Genomic DNA, 18,694 nt, shown 5'->3' on the forward strand with positions numbered 1-18,694 from the left:
GGGGATGTTAGGATTTTCGGGAAAGATTTGTCAATCCTTCAAGTGGCGCCCGTTTCCATGATCGTAACTATTCAGATCCCTTTCTCGATTCGGGATTATTGAAAGAAAAAAGGGGTCTGGGGGATTGCCCACAGGGTTTTGGTTTTGGTTTTGATTTTGTTTTTCCACGCGCCCTTTCACCCGAAGCAAGATTCCCGCGTGGTTTTTGCGGGAATCTTATGGCTGGGCGGGTTTATTGTTTGGACGATGTTGTTTATTGCTGATAGTATATTACGGCGGGCGAATATATGTAACCGTTCAGATTCCGTTCTTCCCGCGTTCGTTTTGGATGATGTTTGTTGAAGGGGGTATGAACGGTTACGAATATATGGTCAGTAGTATACAGTAATATGACCATATCAAAAAGAAAAATAATTGTCGATAAATGAAATTTTCCAAGGGGGTGGACTGTTTTTTCTTGCGGTCACAATGAAAATGAGTATACATCCATCTTCGTGATTTTTCATGGGTGTCATCGAATTGCGGTGGCGCCTGTGGAATGGAAGGTGATGAATCTGGAATCATTTTTTCTGAATGAACATTGATGAGCGACTCCGCAAGATCTTGGGCCTTGGTTATGATTCTCGTCCTGACGGGTCTGTCCGTAGGCGGGATCGTGATCGGTGTGCTTTATTTCACGACCTTCAAGGAACAGACGGCGACTCTGACGCGCGTGGTCAGGGGCCAGGCGCATCTGGTCGAACGCCTGGCCAATGAGCGTGGAGTGGACCTGAATCAAGATAATCATTTGGATGAATGCGCTCTTGTGCGGAAGATGCTGGAAATCGTTCAGGGGATCGATCTGGGAGACAGTGGAGAATTTGTTCTGGGACGGAAGAATGGTGATCAGGTCGAGTTTCTCTTTCCCTCGTCCCAACTTGACAACACCATTCCACCACCGGTTGATTTTGGCAATTTTCTGGCGGTTCCGATGCAGAATGCCTTGATGGGCTTGTCCGGGGTCGGCATCGAAACCGACTACCGTGGTGAAAAGGTTTTGGCTGCTTATCAACCGGTTGGGGTATTTGGCTGGGGGTTGGTGGCCAAGAAGGATGTCAAGGAGCTGCGGGCGCCGTTTGTCCATGCCGCTTCCGTGGCCGGATCCGTCGGAATGGTGATCATTGTCCTGGGGGTCGTTTTGTTTCGGTGGATCGGTCAACCGGTTCTGAGACGGCTTGAGGATTCCGAGAAAAAATATCGCGATCTGTTCGAATTTGCCAACGATGGCATTCTCTTGATCGATCTGGGAAAACTGGTCGTTCAGGATGTCAACTGGTTGGCGGCCAGACAATTGGGGTATGCCCGGGAGGAATTGTTGGGGCTTGATGTTCGGGAAATCTCCGTCTCCGATCCGACCGAGGAAGCGGAGGATTGTTTCCTTCGACTCATGCAGGCGGATGGCCTGGTATGCAACCATCTGTTTCGCTGCAAGGATGGCAGTCGTATTTTTGTCGAGATCAGCGCCAGAAGATTGAGCCTGGGGGGCGTTCAGGGGGTTCAATGGTTGGTCCGGGACATCACCGAGCGCAAAAAAATCGAGCATGAATTGCTCAGGCATCGAGAAAATCTGGAAGAAATGGTCCAACAAAGAACGGATGAATTGCGCAAGGCCAGGGATGCCGCTGAAGAGGGCGCCCGGACCAGGGAAAGTTTCCTGATCAACATGAGCCACGAAATCCGTACCCCCATGAATGGGGTGCTGGGCATGGCCGACCTGATTCTCAAGACATCCCTGAGTCAGCAGCAGCGCCATTATGTCGAGACCATCCATCGTTCTGGCCGCACGCTTCTTAGAATCATCAATGATATTCTTGACTTTTCAAAAATCCAGGCGGGTCGTCTGACCTTGGAGAGGCTTCAGTTCGATCTGGATGTGGTGATCCTGGATATCCGGAACCTGTTTTTGCAGCGGGCACGTAGCCGGGGTCTGACGTTTGAACTGCGTGTCGTCGAAGGAGTTCCCTCGCGTCTTGTCGGGGATCCCTATCGACTCAACCAGGTCTTGTTCAACCTGGTCGGAAACGCCATTAAATTTACCGAACGGGGGACTGTTGTATTGTCGGTGGATCTTTTGGAACTGCATGAGGAAAATGTTCTGTTGCGCTTTCATGTCCAGGATAGCGGCATTGGCATTTCCGAGGAATTTCAACGGAACATGTTTCAGGCGTTCTCCCAGGAGGACACTTCCGTTGCACGCCGCTTTGGCGGGACAGGATTGGGTTTGGCCATTACCCAGCGGTTGCTGTGTTTGATGGGGAGCCGTCTGGAGGTGGAGAGTGTTGTGGGGCAGGGGGCGAAATTCTGGTTCGAGGTTCGTTTCGACAGACCACAACCTGGGGATCAGGAGGGAATGGGCGTCTGGCAACAGGCGCGGCAGTCGGTCATCGATGCAAATACGATGTTTACGGGAAACATCCTTCTGGTTGAAGACAATCTGGTCAATCAGGAGGTGGCGGCAGCCACCTTGGAATCGTTCGGGTGCCGGGTGACCGTCGCCGGAGACGGCAGGCATGCGTTGCACCTTTTGTGCGAATCGGACTGTTCTTTCGACATCGTGTTCATGGACTGTGAAATGCCCGTTCTCGATGGCATTGAAACGGCCATGCGTGTTCGGTCCTGGGAACGGCAGAATGGAAAACCAGGGGTTCCTATCATTGCCCTGACGGCGCATGTTCTGAAGGAAAGCCGTCATCGCTGTCTCGATGCGGGAATGAATGATTTTCTCCGTAAACCCTTCAGCCCGTCTGACGTGGGTGAGATGTTGCATCGTTGGCTCCCTCCAGAACGGGCGGTAATTCATGAGAAAAAGGAATCCGATCCTCTGGCCCTCTTTTTCCTTGATCAGGCAACCTCTCTGGACGCCACGCCATCGGATCATGGGGGGGGGATGATGGCATCCGATCCCCTGGTCGCCTTTTCCCTCGATCAGGCAACCGATCCAGATGCGACGTCGGCGGAACACGGTGGGATGAAAGACGGTGGGATGGAAGAGATTTTCGCCATGCCGGTTCTGGATCGGGAAACCTTGGGACACATCGACGAATTGTCCAGCAAAAGGGGCAATGACCTTTTGGAAAAAATGGTCGGTCATTTCACCCAGCGAACGCCACTTCTGCTGGCCGAACTCAATGCAGCCATCGAGCGTGGTGATGGCGAAGGGGTTCGGGTGGCGGCGCATACCCTGAAATCCTCGGGTCTGGTCATGGGAACCCAGCGTTTGGCCGGGCTGGGCCGGGCCATGGAGAATGGCTGCAAGGATATGGATCGGGCACGGATCCTTGTTCGACAGGCATTTGTTGTCTACGAAGAATCCTTTCAGGCTCTGAACGAACTTCTTCATGGGCCGTCCCGGGCGATGGAAAACCGTGGCGCTCCGGCAAGGACACGGGACTCATGAAGGATTCGATCCGACTGGGACTGATGGCTCCCCTGACGGGGCTGGTACGGATGTACGGTCGGGAAATTTCGTTGGCGGGGCGGATTGCCGTTGAGGTTGTGAATGAAAACGGTGGCGTGTTGGGCCGCCCGTTGCAATTGGTGATCGAGGATGATGGCAGTCTTCCGGACAGTGCTTTGGTGGCCGCGGAGAAACTGGTCCGGTTGCACGGGTGTTCGGCCATGATCGGCAATCTGCTTTCCAATTCGAGAATCGCGGTTGCGTATCGGGTGGCGGAGGCGCAGAGAATTCCACTTCTTAACTTTTCTTTTTACGAAGGGAGCATTCTCAGTCGATATTTTTTTCATTTTGCCGCCCTGCCCAATCAGCAGATTGAAAAAATGATTCCTTTCATGAAGGAAAAATATGGTCCAAGGATGTTCTTTGCCGGAAACAATTATGAATGGCCTCGTGGATCCATCGATGCGGCCAAGAAAACAGTGTCTGCGGTGGGGGGGGAGGTCGTCGGAGAGGAATATCTGGCGATCGGAGTCACTCGGGAGGACATCGAGTGTTTGTTGGAGGCCGTGGCGCGATCGGGGGCGGATGTCTTTGTCCCCTATTTTGCCGGTTCGGACCAGTTGTCGCTGCTGAAGCGGTTTTCCGAAAGGGGTCTGAAACGTCGGATGGCAGTGGTCATGGGACATTTCGACGAAGTTCTGGCCAGCCTTCTGCCTGCGGAGGTCAGAGACGGGTACTATTCGAGCAATACCTATTTCATGTCGCTTCAGACCGGGGAAAACCGTCGCTACCTTGAAAGGTTGTCCGCTCAGCCTGGCATCGACGGGTTGTGGCCGCATGGCAATGGGGTCCTGACCAATTTTGGCGAAGGGGTGTATCTTTGCGTCAAGGCATTTGCCCAGGCGGTCACGCAGGCGGGCTCATCCGATTCCGAGGCGATCATCGATGCCCTGGAGACCTTGACCGTGACGGGTCCCCAGGGGGAGGTCCGCATGGATCCGACCACGCATCATGCCACGGTCAACACTTTTCTTTCCCGTTGTGACGCGGAGGGACGATTTGCGATCATCGCTGATTTTGGTGCGATCCATCCGATCATTCCGTCGCGCTACAATCATCTCAGGATTCATTCCCAGGCTTCCCGCGAAGAGGATATCCGGCTTCAGGCAAGGATGCTTGAGCAGATGTCCGAGGGGGTGTGCCTGATTCGGGCGGTGGACGGCGTGATTGTTTATACGAACGCCGGATTTGAACGTTTGTTTGCCTATGAAAGTGGCGAGGCCGTCGGCCTTGGGATTGAGCGGACCTGCGGCGGTTCCGACAGGGAGACAAAGAGAATCCATGACGAAATCAGGGACCATGTCTTCCGCAAGGGGACCTGGAAGGGGGAGATTCACTCCGCGAAAAAGGATGGGACGTTATTCTGGTGTTCGGTGTCCATTACCACCCTGACCCACGCCGAGCATGGCGAGGCATGGATCACCGTCTTCAAGGACATCACGGAGCGCAAGGAAAACGAAAGGGAACTGGGTTTGTATCGGGAAAACCTGGAACGGATGGTCAGGATCCGAACCGAGGAACTGCAAAAGGCGCTCGAATCTTCCGAGGCAGGGGCGCGGACCAAGGAACGATTTCTGATCAACATGAGCCATGAAATCCGCACGCCCATGAATGGGGTGCTGGGGATGGCCAGCCTCATGTTACGAACCCCGATGACGCCAAGGCAACGCCACTATGCCGAAACCATCCACCGTTCCGGACGTGTTTTGTTGCGCGTCATCAACGATATTCTCGACTTTTCCAAGATTGAGGCCGGGCAGCTCAGCCTGGAGATATTGCGGTTCGATCTGAATGTGTTGATTTCCGACGTGGCGAGCATGTTTTCGCAACGGGCCAGGAGCAAGGGGTTGGACTTCAACTTTAACATGGATGAAGGTATTCCGGTTCGCCTGCTGGGGGATCCCCATCGTTTGAGCCAGGTATTATTCAACCTTCTGGGCAACGCGATCAAGTTTACCGAAAAAGGATCCGTCACCTTGTGGGTGGATGCCGATGAGGAACGAGAGGTCGATGTTCTGATGCGGTTCAAGATTGCCGATACGGGGATCGGAATTTCCGCGGAATTTCAGCGGAACATGTTTCAATCCTTTTCTCAGGAGGATTCTTCGATTTCCCGAAGGTTTGGCGGAACAGGACTTGGATTGGCCATTACCCGGCAGTTGGTGCGGCTCATGGGGGGGAATCTGGAGGTGGAAAGTGTCCAGGGGCGGGGAACGTCGTTCGGGTTCACGATTCGTTTTGGCAAACAGAGGCAGGAGTTCGTGGAGGAAACTTCCGATTGGCAGCGAACCTCCAAGGCCTCATTCGACGAAGGAGGTTCCTTCGATGCGGATGTTTTGCTGGTGGAGGACAATGTGGTCAACCAGGAGGTGGCGGTGGCGATCCTGGAGCAGCTTGGTTGCCGGGTGACTGTGGTTGGCAATGGTCAACAGGCATTGAATCTTTTGTGTGGTGGCGTTACACCGTTTCATGCCGTGTTCATGGATTGTGAAATGCCCATTCTCGATGGCATGGAAGCGACCCGGCGTCTTCGTCTCTGGGAGAAGGAGCAGGGAGGTCATGTGCCTGTCATTGCCTTGACCGCGCATGCCTTGCCGGAGAGTCGGCGGCAGTGTCTGATTGCGGGGATGGATGATTTTTTGCGCAAGCCGTTCAGTCATGGAGATGTCGCGGTCGTTCTCGACCGTTTGTTGCCGCTGGAATGTGTTCTCCGATCGGGAGAGGAGGAGATTGGCCGGGGGAGAGCGGTACTGGAGGATCCGGTGGATTGGTTTTTGGGCAGAACGGCTTCGGAAAATTCCCTGGAGCGGGAAGAATGGGCCATTCCGATCCTGGATTGGGAAGCCGTGCAGCGCATTCGCGATCTGGATCGCAAGAATGGCGGCGAATTGATGGAAAAGATGATCCGGCATTATCTGGAACGGACCCCGCTGGTGCTGAAGGAACTGGGACAGGCTCTGGAACAGGGTGATTCGGGTGGCGTGCGGTTCGCAGCCCATACTTTGAAGTCCTCCAGTCTGGTCATGGGGGCGGCGCGGTTGGCCAAATTGGGACGCATCATGGAGGAGGAACATGCCGATTTGTTTCGGGTTCGGCAACATTTTCAATTTTGTGCCCAGTTTCTCGACGAGGTCGCACTGGCATTGGGCCATTTGCGGCAAGACGGCAATGAATGATGGGTTGCGGACCATGAACTCCGGAGAGATTCATGAATGATGATTACAATGAATATGATAAACCTTTGATATTGGTCGTCGATGACGAATTTCTGCAACGATTGCCCATGTGCGAGGCCCTGTCACAAGGTGGTTTTCGTGTGCTGGAGGCGGAGGATGGGGTTGATGCGTGGGCATTGATCCGCGAGGAATCACCCGATCTGGTGATTTCGGATGTCATCATGCCGCGGATGGATGGGTTCGAACTGTGTCAAATGATCCGCGGCGCGGAAAAATTGCAGCATCTTCCGATTGTGTTGGCCACTTCATTGGATGATCTGTCGTCCATCGAACATGCCTACCGTCTTGGGGCGACCGATTTTATCACCAAGCCCATCAACTGGAGTTTGTTGGGGCATCGTATACGTTCAGACTTCCTGATCCCTCGTTCTTTCCAGTTGGCACTTTTCCGACGAATATTACACCAATTCGTAAATCAATTTATCTCCCGTCTCAGGGTGGCAGAACTGGATCTGGTTCAGTTCTGACAGAAGCGCATGGATCGCCCGATCATGCGCGGGGGTGGCCATGCGGTGAATTCGGATCGTAAGCGTTTTGGCGCATGTGTCTGGAACAATGTCGGCGGACGAGACAAAAAGTGCCCGAATCAATGCGCGAGCCTCTTCCTCCTTGTTTAGATGTGGGCGCAGGATTGCTACCAATGCTGTTTCAGCCCGATAGGCGATCATTTTTACCGTATCGGACAGCATTTTGTTCAGTGGCAAGAACTGTGTTGGACAATCCTCCAGTGGCAACATGTCGAGGGATACCTTTCGCGTAACCGTTCAGACCCCCGCTCCCTCCGGGAGAGGGTCGGGGTGAGGGGAACAGAAACTCCATCATTCAAAGGGCTGTGGTGATCCTTGAAGAACCATTCCAATTGCTTGATTTCGTGACGAGATCTTTCTATGGAATTACCGTTGATCAAAGCGCCGGTTCCCTCACCCCTGCCCCTCTCCCAGAGGGAGAGGGGAAAAAATCCAGGGGGGGTCTGAACGGTTACTCCTGGTCTGTGAACATTTCTCAATCCAGCCGCTCCATTCAACACAAAAAAAATCGCTTGAGAATTGATTCATTGACAGGAACTACAAAAAGTAGTTACAATAACAGCATGAACATTTGCTGGGATGAAACCAAACGACGGACCAACCTGGTCAAACATCGGATGGATTTCCGGGACGCTGAGGCAGCCCTTTCTGGTCCAACGGTTACGGTCGAAGATGTTGGCCCTTACGATGAACAACGGTTCCTTACGTTAGGACTTCTTCGCAGTCAGGTTGTTGTGGTAGCCCATGCAGAACGAGGTGATCAGACCCGGATAATTTCTATGCGAAAGGCGTTAAAATATGAGAGGGAAACCTATTTCTCCTATTTCCGAAACTGATTGGGATGCCTTGGATGGGTTGACAGACGACCAAATAGATGTAAGCGACATTCCTCCCATCTCTCCAGAAATGTTTGCCAATGCTTTGGTAAGACGGGGGATCGCTACCCCAGCCACGAAACGGCAGATTACGTTACGCCTTGATGCCGATATACTGGAATGGTTCAGGGCAAGGGGACGTGGGTATCAAACCCAGATCAATTCCATCCTCCGTGCTTACAAGGATGCGCACAAAGCAAGTTAAGAGCTTTCAATTCCTTGACGTATGCATGCGTGTCGAAGGTGAGGGCGGTCATGTCCAGATCTCCAGCAAAATTGATGACAAAATCAGCTTACGAGGCATGTTTGGCGGACTGCTTTTCCGCCATTCCCTTGTTTCACGCCTTTTCTGGTCCTGGGGAGATTCCCGGGAGCTTTCCACGGAAATCTAAAGCAACTTCACCAGCGCCGCCACGACACCGACGGCAACGACCATCAGGCTTCCGAGCTTGATCACCATGCGTTGTTCCAGTTCCTTGAGCCGAACTTCAACCTTCGTGTCCAGTTCCTTGATGTCGCGCTTCAATTCCGCTCGGACCGACTCGATCTTGGCATCCAGTTCCTTGATGTCGCGCTTCAATTCCGTTCGGACCGACTCGATCTTGGCATTGAGTTCCATTCGGACCGACTCGACCTTGGCATTGAGTTCCGTTCGGACCGACTCGATCTTGACATCCAATTCCTTGATGTCGCGCCTCAGTTCCGTTCGGACCGACTCGATCTTGACATCCAATTCCTTGATGTCGCGCTTCAGTTCCGCTCGGACCGACTCGATCTTGACATCCAGTTCCTTGATGTCGCGCCGCAAGCCGGCATCGACCTCGGCCAAATCTCTCTTGGTAGCCAGTCGGTCCTCGATCAGGGTGACGAGGGCCTCGGCCTGGATGGCTGCCTGCCGCTCATCGACCCCGGAATCCTTCAGTTTCTTGACATAAGTATAGGTATCAAACGCAGTCGTCTGGGGCATCGGTCTTTCCTTTTGGAAGTTCCTGTTCACTTTTTCCCTCCCGCAAGCATACGACACAGGGAAAATTTTTGACAGCAAGGATGTTCATGACGTCGGACATGGAGTTTTGCAGCCTCTGCAAAACACCAACGGCGGCGACGGCCATGGCGGGCATATGGAGAAGAAAAGTTGCGTCAATCCCAGGGGAACAGCCCACGTTTGAAGCGGCTCATGGGATGCCGATTGCGCGGTCCCGATTCGGCCATGGGAACGAAGGGAGGGGCGTCGATGAAGGGGTTCGGAGCAGGAAGCGGCGCTCCGTTATTATTTTGATTTTGTCGCGCCGCCAGGATCTTCCGTGTCAGCTGTGGTTCGCCAATCTGCGGTTTTTTCGACAAGGACAGAGGTCCGACGATCGAGATCGGCAGCACCGCTCCCTCCAGTCGATCCCAATAGGGGACATCCATTCCCTTCAAGGCCGCCTGGGCATCGGCCTGGAAGGTATAATCCACCGTCAACGCCAACAGGTCTACCTCTCCCTTGCCCTTGATGACCGAAGAGTTGGACACGGCCAGAAGGTCACTGTTGAGCAACCGACCCTGACCGACCCGGGCCGTTGCGGTCAGTTCGGAAAAAGAGGTCACCGGATCGTCCACGCCCTCCCGAACCGGGGCAGCCTGAATTGGACGTCCCTCGATGCCCGCCACCAGATCGCGGATCGACCGGGTCAGATCAAGTCCATGAAAGGCGCCGTTTTTCATTCCGAGCCAATAGGACCCCTTGAGATTTTTCCGCGAAGAAACGGAATCGTTGCCCGATGTTTCCACCCGACCTGAAAGATCCATGATCCCCGACAACCAGTCCACGCCGGCGATGGTCTTGAAGAAAGGTTGAATTTGAATTCCCTTCATTTCCTTTTCCACCAACATCCGTGTTTCATCCCCACGACCGTCGATCTGGACCTTCTGTTTCCAATTTCCGTCATAGAGGCCGAACTGAAAGGGTTCCAGGTTCAGAAGGCGATCTTCCAAGGCCATGCCGAGGGTGAAGTTTTCCACTTCGGCTCCGGAAAGGCGCACTTTTTTCCCTTCAAGGATTCCTTTCAGGCGCAAGTCGTCGGGCAGGCGTTGCAACAATCCCGACAAGGCGATTTCCGGAATCAGGAGAACGGCCAGAGGTTTGTTTTCCGGCAGTTTATTTCCGGGAGCCATCGGATCCCAGTACCGATCGACATCGACGTGATTCATGGAAAGCTGGAAATCGACGGCGTCATGCGTTCCTCGTGACCAGTTCAGGCGTCCCTCCATCTGGGTATCATCGAGGTCGAGATGCAAAGGCTCCAGGACGATTCCCTGTCTGTCGGCCTTGAAGCTGCCATGAAACTTTCCCTTGGCAAAAAGGTCCTGCGAAAAGACCCGGGGCAGCTTCTGGCCCAGGGAGAGGAACAGTGCTTTTGGATCGAAGAGTTCCGATGCCAAGGACCCGCTCAGGGTGACATCATCCCATCCATTTCGTAATCCCCGAAGGTCCAGGTCTCCTGCCAACCGGATGTCCGCGGGCCCCTGAAGGCTCATCCGGGAAAGATTCAGGACCCCCTCCTTTTCCCGCCAGGTCACCGCCGAACGAAGGGAAAGATTCAATCCCGCCGGAGGAAGCTCATCGGTATGGACCGTGCTGGTCAAACGAACATTGTCCATGGTTCCAGTGGCGGAATCGACCTCCCACAATGCCGTTCCCTTGACGACCGTCTTCATGTCCCTGAGCGAACCGTCGGTGAACCATCCCGTGAGGACCAATTCAAGATCCTTTGCTTCCACGCGGCGCTTCCCGAAATCCAGGTCGATTCCGGCGGTGAAACGAAGTTCGGACTCACGCAGGAAAATTTTTTCCGAATGGCTTGTCACCACGAGGTGGACGTTGGCCATCTCAAGGGTGTCGCCATCTTCGTGAACCTGGTAGTCCAGGAGCACCCGTCCCCATGCGTCAATCGGGCTGCGTTTCCAGTTGCCACTGACCTCGATCCCCGTGCCGCCACCATCCAGGGGATGGCTCAGGATGGAAACATTTTCCAGAAGATGGTCGATGTCGCGATGTCGATCCCGCCAGTGGATTCTGGCCCCTTCCACCTGAAGTTTTCCCATGGAGATGGCCGCGAGTCCGGAAAGCGCGGTCCGTATATCCGAGTCCGGTTCTCCATCGGAACCGTGTCCGGAGGCCAGTTCACGCAACCGCCCCCAGGAGGTTTTTCCCACGATGCTCCCCAGATCGGGCCAACGGGTGATGCCATCCGCTCCCCGCTCCAGAGTGATCCGAAGGTCTTCCAAAGCCAGTTCCACCACATCGAGCCGTCCGAGCAGCAAACCCGTCCCCCGGACGACGAGGATGGCCGATTCGAAAGCTGCCTCCGGACCGGAGGCGGTCCCTTCGGCGGCCTGGAAGCGTGAAGGACCGAGATGGATTTCGACATTGGGAAAGAAAGAGAAGGTCAAATTCCCTTCGATGACCATTGGCCGTCCCGTTTTTTCCCGGATGAGCCGGGCGATCTGTTCCTTGATGAATTGCGAATCGAGAAAAGAAGGCAGTGCGGCATGGAGAACAATGACCACGACCGCGGTCAGTGACAAACCGATGACGATGGTCGCCTGTTTTCGATTCATGGACACTGTTCCGATGAGAGGAAGGCCAGGAGTTCACCGAGGCCGGGAGCCATGTCATGACTGGCCACCAATTCCAGTTCCCGGGCGGCCATGGCCGGATCGCCCAGGGAGTGTCGAATATCGCCGGGTCTGGGAGGAGCGAAACGCATCGGCACCGGGTATCCCACGACGCGAAACATGAGTTGCACCAGTTGGTTCAAGGAGGTTTGGCGGCCTGTGCATACATTGTATATCAGGGGATTGTCGCCCCCCCGTTCCATTCCTGCAAGCAAAAAATGAATGACGTCCCGAACATGAACGAAATCACGGGTCTGCTCGCCGTCGCCGAAAATGGTGATCGGTTGTCGTTGCAGTATTTTTCCGGCGAAGATGGAAATCACCCCCGAGTAGGGCGAGCGGGGGTCCTGCCGGCGACCGAAGACATTGAAAAAGCGAAATCCGACAGTGGGAACGCCGTGAACCCGGGTTGCGACTCTGGCGTGAAGTTCCGTTCCGAGTTTGTCGGCGCCGTAGGCCGTCAGGGGACGGGTGGTTGCGTGTTCGCCCAATGGAAGTTCGGTAGTGTCGCCATAGACCGCCGCGGAGGAAGCGTAGACGACCGGAATGGGGTTTTTACCCCGGCCAGCGGTGCGTGCCGCCTCGAAAATGGCGATCGACCCGGTTTGATTGACCCGGTGGGTCGTCAGCCATTCTTCATTGGAACGGGCTACCGAGGCGATGGCGGCCAGATGCCAGCAACCATCGGTTCCTTCCACGGCCTGGCGTACACGGACGGTATCGCTCACATCACCGACCATCAGTTCCACGCCATCGGGAAGATTTTCACGGCGCCCCGTGGAAAGGTCGTCCAGGACCCGCACCTGGTCGCCTCGGGCAACCAGGGCGTCGGCCAAATGAGAACCAATGAATCCGCAACCACCAGTGATCAGGTATTTCGCCATGTCATCGAAACTTTAAAGTGTCCCGGTCTTTCCCAAACCGCGAAAAGACCGGGATCGGTGGCAGGTGGTGTTGCCAAAATGCGACCGGTTCAGGCCAGACGCAGACGTTCCACGGGTTTTCCCTTGTCCAGATGCTCGTCGAAAATGACGGGCACGTCCTCGGGTTTCACCCGGCCATACCACACCGCGTCGGGATAGACGACAACGGTAGGGCCCTTGTCGCACGGTCCCATGCAGAAGGTGCCGGTGACCTGGACTTTTTCGAAAAGTCCCCGTTTTTCGACTTCTCCCGCCAGCGCCTCGAAAACGCTGCCCGCTCCCGCTTGGCTGCACGATCCACGTGGATGTCCCGCCGGTCTTTGATTCATGCATACGAAAACATGGTGCTTTGGTTTCATGTTCCTGAACTCCTGAACGAATGTTTGGAAGGTGAACAGGGCGTAGCCAGGCCGCCATCCCGCGTTCCAGCGGCGTTCCTGGCGGTCTTGCGGCGACCCGGACCGGATGCCGGAGGACCCGTCCGTGGCGTGTTCATGAAAGCCGGTTCGATTCCATGGCATCGCGATCGTGCCCCGGATTCTGGTGACATACGCGGCGAATGTCAATTCATCCTTGCTTCCCCCAGGGGTAAAACCATCTGAAAATGGCTTGTCCGACTTTTCTCCGTCCGGAAGAACCATCCTTGAACCTTTCATCCGCATCGGTTTAAGATTGATCCCGGTCTCATGCCCCTTGATCCATCGTGTGGAAGATTGATTCCTTGTCGTTCAAGTGAATCATGATATACTGATAATGCCCAGGCCTGATTGGCTTGAAGACGTGGCATTTCACGACCGGATTCCAGGACTGAATGCTTCCGGGTCCTTTTCCTTTTTTGGATTGAAAAAAACCTCTCAATAACAGGAGTTGTCCATCATGCCAAGCTTTGAACTCAATGGCCGTACCTACGAAACCGATGAGGACGGATATCTGGTCAATCTTTCCGACTGGAATGAAGAGGTCGCTGCCTATGTCGCCAAGCAGGAAAACGTTGACATGTCTGAAAATCATTGGGAGGTCGTCAATTTTCTTCGGGAATACTATGAAGAATACAAGATTGCACCGATGATCCGCATTCTTACCAAGGCCATCGGCAAGAAACTTGGCAAGGAAAAGGGAAACACCAAATACCTTTACGATCTTTATCCGGGCGGACCCGCCAAGCAGGCGTGCAAGATCGCGGGCCTTCCCAAGCCGACCGGTTGCGTCTGAGGCTTTCCCCCTCCAGGGCTTCTCCTTGCATGTTTCGCTGGTCCATTTTCCTCAAGGAGGAGCCCTGGTTGGAGCCAGGGTGTGCCGTGTCACCTGGAGTCTGTCGTGGTGCTTCGATGCAGTTAAGCGATTTTATTGGCGCCATGACCTTCAACCCCAAAGATGGACAAGCCGGATGCTGACCTTCCTTGCCTACACCGTTGCGGGGATTTTTTCCGTGGGTTTCGTGTGGAAAATCTTCGTCTACGCCCGATCTCCCGCGCCACTTCTCATTCCCACAACCCCTGCGCCGGTGACACGAGGCGGGGTGGCATGGCGTCTTTTTCGGGAGATTGCCTTTTTTGAAAGCCTGTTCAAGGCGGACAAGCTGCTTTGGATTGTGGGGTATGCTTTTCATGTCGCACTGGCCCTTGTTCTCGTCCGGCACATCCGCTACTTCGTCGATCCGTTGCCGGAAATCTTTGCCCATTACCAGATCGTTGGCATCCTGGCGGGAATGGCCATGGTGGGGGCGCTTTTCGTTCTGTGGGGGCGGCGTTTTCTCATCGATCGGGTGCGGCACATTTCTTCTCCTGCCGACCATCTGATCCTCTTGCTGCTTCTGGGAATCGGTGCCTCCGGTTTGTTGATGGACTTCGTGCTGCGGCCCGACATCATCGCGATCAAGAATGCCATGTCTATGATGTGGCGTTCTCCGGCGGTTGCCTTGTCGATGGCCGGTCCGGGTGATGTCGTGTTTCTTTTCCATCTGATCCTGGTCGCGGCGCTTCTGGTGATCTTTCCTTTCAGCAAGCTGATGCATTTGGGGGGCATCTTTTTCAGCCCGACCCGCAATCAGGTGGACAATCCAAGGGAACAGCGTCACATCAACCCATGGTATGTCGAAAAGTGATGTTTCAAGCGTCTTAAACGTCCCTGTTGTCGTCACAATCCCGAGGATGCACCGATGGCCGAAGCGCATGATGTACCCAAACTCCTGGATGACATCGAAACCCCTCCCTTGAAACCGGGAAGCATGGGTCACCTTGCCCCCTATCCGGCTGTCGAAAAGCACATGAAGCCTCTTGGGTTTCCGGAAGCCAGGGTCCCGGAATGGGAAAAACGGGGTGTGGAAAAACTTGGAGAGATGCTGAAAAAATACCGTTCTCTTCAGGTTTATCTGGACATTTGCGTCAAGTGTGGCGCCTGTACCGATAAATGTCACTATTATCTCGGGACCGGCGATCCCAACAACATGCCGGTCCAGCGTGCCGAATTGATGCGCGCTGTCTATCGCCGTTATTTCACTCCGGCGGGAAAAATGTTTCCAGGCCTTGTCAAGGCGCGGGATTTCGACGAGGAAACCCTCAAACTGTGGTTCACCTATTATCATCAGTGTTCGCAGTGTCGGCGTTGTTCGGTCTTTTGTCCGTATGGCATCGATACGGCGGAAATCACGATGGCGGCCCGGGAAATCATGGATGCCATCGGGGTGGGACACAAATATTCCACTGAAATCGTTGCCAAGGTGCATGACATCGGCAATAACCTGGGGATTCCAAAACCGGCGCTTTCGGGGACCCTTCAGTTTCTTGAAGATGACATGTTGGAAAATACCGGGCATGAGATCAAGCTGCCCCTCGATCAGGAGGGCGCGGAGGTTTTGCTGGTGGCCCCCTCCGCCGACTTTTTCAGTGAACCGCACATTCAGTCGCTCATGGGCTATGCCAAGGTGTTTCATCAGGCGGGAATCTCCTACACCATCAGTTCCTACGCCTCGGAAGCGGCCAATTTTGGCATGTTCATCGGCAGTTACGAGCAAAAGAAAAAAATTTCCAAACGGATTGCCGAGCAGGCCCGGGCCTTGAAGGTCAAGCGGATCGTGGTTGGAGAATGTGGTCATGCCTGGCGTGTCGCCTACAGTTTCTGGAACACCCTCAACGGGCCGTTCGACTTTTTGGACAGTCGCTATCCGGTGCCGCAGCACATTTGCGAGTTCACCCATGATCTGGTCCAGCGTGGCGCCTTGAAGTTTGACAAGGAAGCCAACGATGGATATGTGGTCACCATGCATGATTCCTGCAATGTGGCGCGGGCCTCGCGCATGGGCAACGTCCCCGGAGGTCAGTTTACCATCCCGCGTGATCTGATTCGCGCCTCTTGCAATCATTTTGTCGATATGGACGAGGATACCATCCACGAGAAAACCTTGTGTTGTGGTGGCGGTGGTGGACTTTTGACCGATGAACTGATGGATTTGCGCATCCAGGGGGCGCAACCGCGTGTGACTGCCCTGAAGAAGGTCATGGATGAACACAAGGTCAATTTCCTGGCGCTGATCTGTGCCATCTGCAAGGCCCAGTTCAACAAGATTCTCCCTGCCTATGGCATTTCCATGGATACGGTTGGAGGGGTGCATCAACTCGTCAGCAACGCCATCCGCCTGGGGGTCAATAAAGGAATCGTCTGAGCCAGGTCCTGGAGCTTGGAATTCCGGAGTTCGATCTTTCTTCTCCTTCCAGAATCCTGGACTGGAGGAGGAAGATCGAACTCCGTCCTGCCCGGTGTTTGTGGTTTTCCCTCCTTTTTTGAAGGATTTTTCCCATGTCACGGCGTAACCAACGTGAGCCGGATCGACTCAGGCCGGTCACCATCACCCGTTCTTATGTCGATCATGCCGAAGGATCCTGTTTGATTACCTGTGGCGGCACGCGCGTTTTGTGTACTGTCTCGATCGAGGAACGGCTTCCTTTCTGGATGCGTGATCAAAATCGTGGTTGGATCACGGCGGAATATGGCATGTTGCCTCGTTCGACCCATACGCGCAGTCCGCGTGAGGCCACTCGCGGCAAACAATCGGGGCGTACCCTTGAAATTCAGCGTTTGATCGGACGTTCGCTGCGTTCGGTGGTTCAGCTTGAAAAATTGGGGAAAAGGACGCTTTGGATCGATTGTGATGTGATTCAGGCGGACGGGGGGACCCGTACCGCATCGATCACCGGGGCGTTCATCGCTTTGACGGATGCCTGCCGTCGTCTCCACCAGGGGGGAATCATTGCCGAGTTTCCCATTGCCGACCATGTGGCTGCGGTCAGTTGTGGCATGGTTCACAACATTCCCATGTTGGATCTGGATTACGAGGAGGACTCTCAATGCCAGACCGACATGAATTTCGTCATGACCGGCGATGGTCGTTTTGTCGAAATCCAGGGTACTGCCGAAGGCAATCCGTTCACCCGGGAACAATTCAATGCCTTGCGAACGCTTGCGGAACAGGGGATCAACGAGTTGGTCCAATTGCAAAAGAACGCCCTTTCTCTTTCTCCCCAGGTTCATGATTATTGAAAGAAAAAAGGGGTCTTAAGGGATTGCCCCCAGGGTTTTGATTCTTCTTTTGAATTTTCTTTTGATTTTGTTTTTCACGCGCCATTTCACCCGAATGGCGCGTAAAAACAAAGTCAAAACCCTGGGGGCAATCCCTTAAGACCCCTTTTTTCTTTCAATAATTTTGAACACGAAGAAGGATTTGAATCGTTACATTTTCCGAAGGGTTCAGATTCAGATCAGCCGGACCAGGCAGTCGTCGAGAAAATCAAGGCCCCTGGCGGTCAGGCGAATGATGGAATCATCCAGTTCGAGGAAACCTTCTTCGACAAGAAAATCGACCTCCTCCTTTTTTGTTTCCGCCAGATCCTTTCCCGCGATGCGATGATAGAGCCTTCTCGAAATGCCGGAGGACAGCCGTAAACCCATGAGAAGACAAAGACCCGCCTCTTCTTCCGGGGGTGAATATTCGATCCAGGCATGAGGGGAACGTCCCGCTCGGGTCGCCCTGAGATAGGCCTCCAGAGGCCAATGGTTGACGCAACGGATGACATGATCTCCGGCCAGGGTGATCCTGCCATGCGCGGCGGGTCCGGCCCCCAGGTAGTCTCCGGAACGCCAGATTTCCAGATTGTGCCGGCAGTAGCGACGATTGCGGGCATGGTTGGAGATTTCATAGCGTTCCCAACCCCTTGATCCAAGAATTTGCAGGGTTTCCAGATAAAGATCCGCCGCCGTTTCCGCATCGGGCAATACCCATCGACCATCCTGTAATTTTCGATCCAAAAATGTTCCCGGTTCGACCGAGAGGGCATAACAGGAAAGATGTTCCGGTTCCAGGTTCATGGCGCAATCGAGTTCGTCGCGCCAAAGATCCAGGGTATGTCCTGGAGAACCATGAATCAAATCAAGGTTGATGTTGTCGAACCCCGCGCGTCGTGCCGCGGCGAAGGTCGTGCGTGCCTGATGGACGGAATGTGGTCGGCCCAGCACGTCAAGACGGTGGTCGTCGAACGCCTGGACGCCCAGGCTCAGGCGGTTGACACCACAGGCACGCCATTCCGATAATTTTGACAAGTCCGTCGATTCAGGATTGGCTTCGAGGGTGATTTCCACATTCCGGTCCAATGACCAGCACGAAACGATGTGTTCGAGAATGCCTCCGATCAGTCTGGGGGAAAGGATCGAAGGGGTCCCGCCTCCAAGGAAGATCGAGGTGACCCGTCGTTCCCGGGTATTCATGGCACGGGCTTGAAAATCAAGGTCACGAAGAAGCCCCTGGAACCAGGCCTCGGAATCGGTCGCGCAATGCGTCACCGAATGATAGGCGCAATAATGACATTTGATCCTGCAAAACGGTACGTGTACATAGATGGCCAGGGATTGGGCAGTGGTCGGGGATGACTGTTCCGCTCCCTCCCTGGGTTCAGGACCGTCGAAAGAAAAAAGGGGGCGCAACGCA

The 18,694-nt window shown here is 54.4% G+C and carries 14 protein-coding genes; 9 read left to right on the top strand and 5 right to left on the bottom strand.

The genetic code is table 11. The features are described from left to right. The first annotated feature begins 610 nt into the window (after positions 1 to 610). From HQL76_05005 to HQL76_05025, 5 genes are all read left to right on the top strand, one after another. Positions 611 to 3,436: a response regulator gene (locus tag HQL76_05005; GenBank protein ID MBF0108513.1), complete on the top strand. Its 2,826-nt coding sequence runs from the start codon at positions 611 to 613 to the stop codon at positions 3,434 to 3,436. Then, positions 3,433 to 6,672 carry an ABC transporter substrate-binding protein gene (locus HQL76_05010; GenBank protein MBF0108514.1) on the top strand — a complete coding sequence of 1,080 codons (3,240 nt, stop codon included), beginning with the start codon at positions 3,433 to 3,435 and terminating at the stop codon, positions 6,670 to 6,672. Before HQL76_05005 ends, HQL76_05010 begins: the two co-directional genes overlap by 4 nt. Before the next feature lie 32 nt (positions 6,673 to 6,704). Next, on the top strand, positions 6,705 to 7,199 hold the full coding sequence (locus HQL76_05015; protein MBF0108515.1) for a response regulator: 495 nt from the start codon (positions 6,705 to 6,707) through the stop codon (positions 7,197 to 7,199). A 623-nt stretch (positions 7,200 to 7,822) separates the two neighbouring features. Further along, positions 7,823 to 8,095, top strand: a complete 273-nt coding sequence (locus HQL76_05020) for a BrnT family toxin (GenBank protein MBF0108516.1) — start codon at positions 7,823 to 7,825, stop codon at positions 8,093 to 8,095. After that, the gene (locus HQL76_05025; GenBank protein ID MBF0108517.1) at positions 8,058 to 8,339 is read left to right on the top strand and encodes a BrnA antitoxin family protein; all 282 of its coding nucleotides are present in this window, start codon (positions 8,058 to 8,060) and stop codon (positions 8,337 to 8,339) included. The genes HQL76_05020 and HQL76_05025 overlap by 38 nt, the downstream gene beginning before the upstream one ends. A gap of 183 nt (positions 8,340 to 8,522) precedes the next feature. Here HQL76_05025 and HQL76_05030 read toward each other — a convergent pair whose 3' ends face one another. The 4 genes from HQL76_05030 to HQL76_05045 all read right to left on the bottom strand — a co-directional run bounded on the left by HQL76_05030 (position 8,523) and on the right by HQL76_05045 (position 13,076). Continuing rightward, complete coding sequence (locus HQL76_05030; GenBank protein ID MBF0108518.1) at positions 8,523 to 9,101, bottom strand: DUF1640 domain-containing protein; 579 nt, start codon at positions 9,099 to 9,101, stop codon at positions 8,523 to 8,525. A 173-nt stretch (positions 9,102 to 9,274) separates the two neighbouring features. Then, a complete protein-coding gene (locus HQL76_05035; protein MBF0108519.1) occupies positions 9,275 to 11,737 on the bottom strand; it encodes an AsmA family protein in 2,463 nt (820 codons plus the stop codon). Then, entirely contained in the window at positions 11,734 to 12,678 is a 945-nt protein-coding gene (locus HQL76_05040; protein ID MBF0108520.1) for an NAD-dependent epimerase/dehydratase family protein, read from the bottom strand. Before HQL76_05040 ends, HQL76_05035 begins: the two co-directional genes overlap by 4 nt. Before the next feature lie 89 nt (positions 12,679 to 12,767). Next, positions 12,768 to 13,076 (bottom strand): (2Fe-2S) ferredoxin domain-containing protein, encoded by a 309-nt coding sequence (locus HQL76_05045; protein MBF0108521.1) that lies wholly within the window; start codon positions 13,074 to 13,076, stop codon positions 12,768 to 12,770. Positions 13,077 to 13,593: 517 nt separating this feature from the next. Here HQL76_05045 and HQL76_05050 point away from each other — a divergent pair. From HQL76_05050 to rph, 4 genes are all read left to right on the top strand, one after another. Beyond that, the gene (locus HQL76_05050; protein ID MBF0108522.1) at positions 13,594 to 13,929 is read left to right on the top strand and encodes a TusE/DsrC/DsvC family sulfur relay protein; all 336 of its coding nucleotides are present in this window, start codon (positions 13,594 to 13,596) and stop codon (positions 13,927 to 13,929) included. A 175-nt stretch (positions 13,930 to 14,104) separates the two neighbouring features. Next, the gene (locus HQL76_05055; GenBank protein MBF0108523.1) at positions 14,105 to 14,821 is read left to right on the top strand and encodes a respiratory nitrate reductase subunit gamma; all 717 of its coding nucleotides are present in this window, start codon (positions 14,105 to 14,107) and stop codon (positions 14,819 to 14,821) included. 54 nt (positions 14,822 to 14,875) lie between these two features. Further along, complete coding sequence (locus HQL76_05060) at positions 14,876 to 16,378, top strand: (Fe-S)-binding protein (GenBank protein MBF0108524.1); 1,503 nt, start codon at positions 14,876 to 14,878, stop codon at positions 16,376 to 16,378. 134 nt (positions 16,379 to 16,512) lie between these two features. Further along, positions 16,513 to 17,253 (top strand): ribonuclease PH, encoded by a 741-nt coding sequence (gene rph, locus HQL76_05065; GenBank protein ID MBF0108525.1) that lies wholly within the window; start codon positions 16,513 to 16,515, stop codon positions 17,251 to 17,253. A gap of 213 nt (positions 17,254 to 17,466) precedes the next feature. Here rph and hemW read toward each other — a convergent pair whose 3' ends face one another. Beyond that, positions 17,467 to 18,690 carry a radical SAM family heme chaperone HemW gene (gene hemW, locus HQL76_05070; GenBank protein MBF0108526.1) on the bottom strand — a complete coding sequence of 408 codons (1,224 nt, stop codon included), beginning with the start codon at positions 18,688 to 18,690 and terminating at the stop codon, positions 17,467 to 17,469. Positions 18,691 to 18,694: the final 4 nt, after the last annotated feature.

It is taken from the genome of Magnetococcales bacterium (assembly GCA_015228815.1).
Classification (GTDB): domain Bacteria; phylum Pseudomonadota; class Magnetococcia; order Magnetococcales; family UBA8363; genus UBA8363.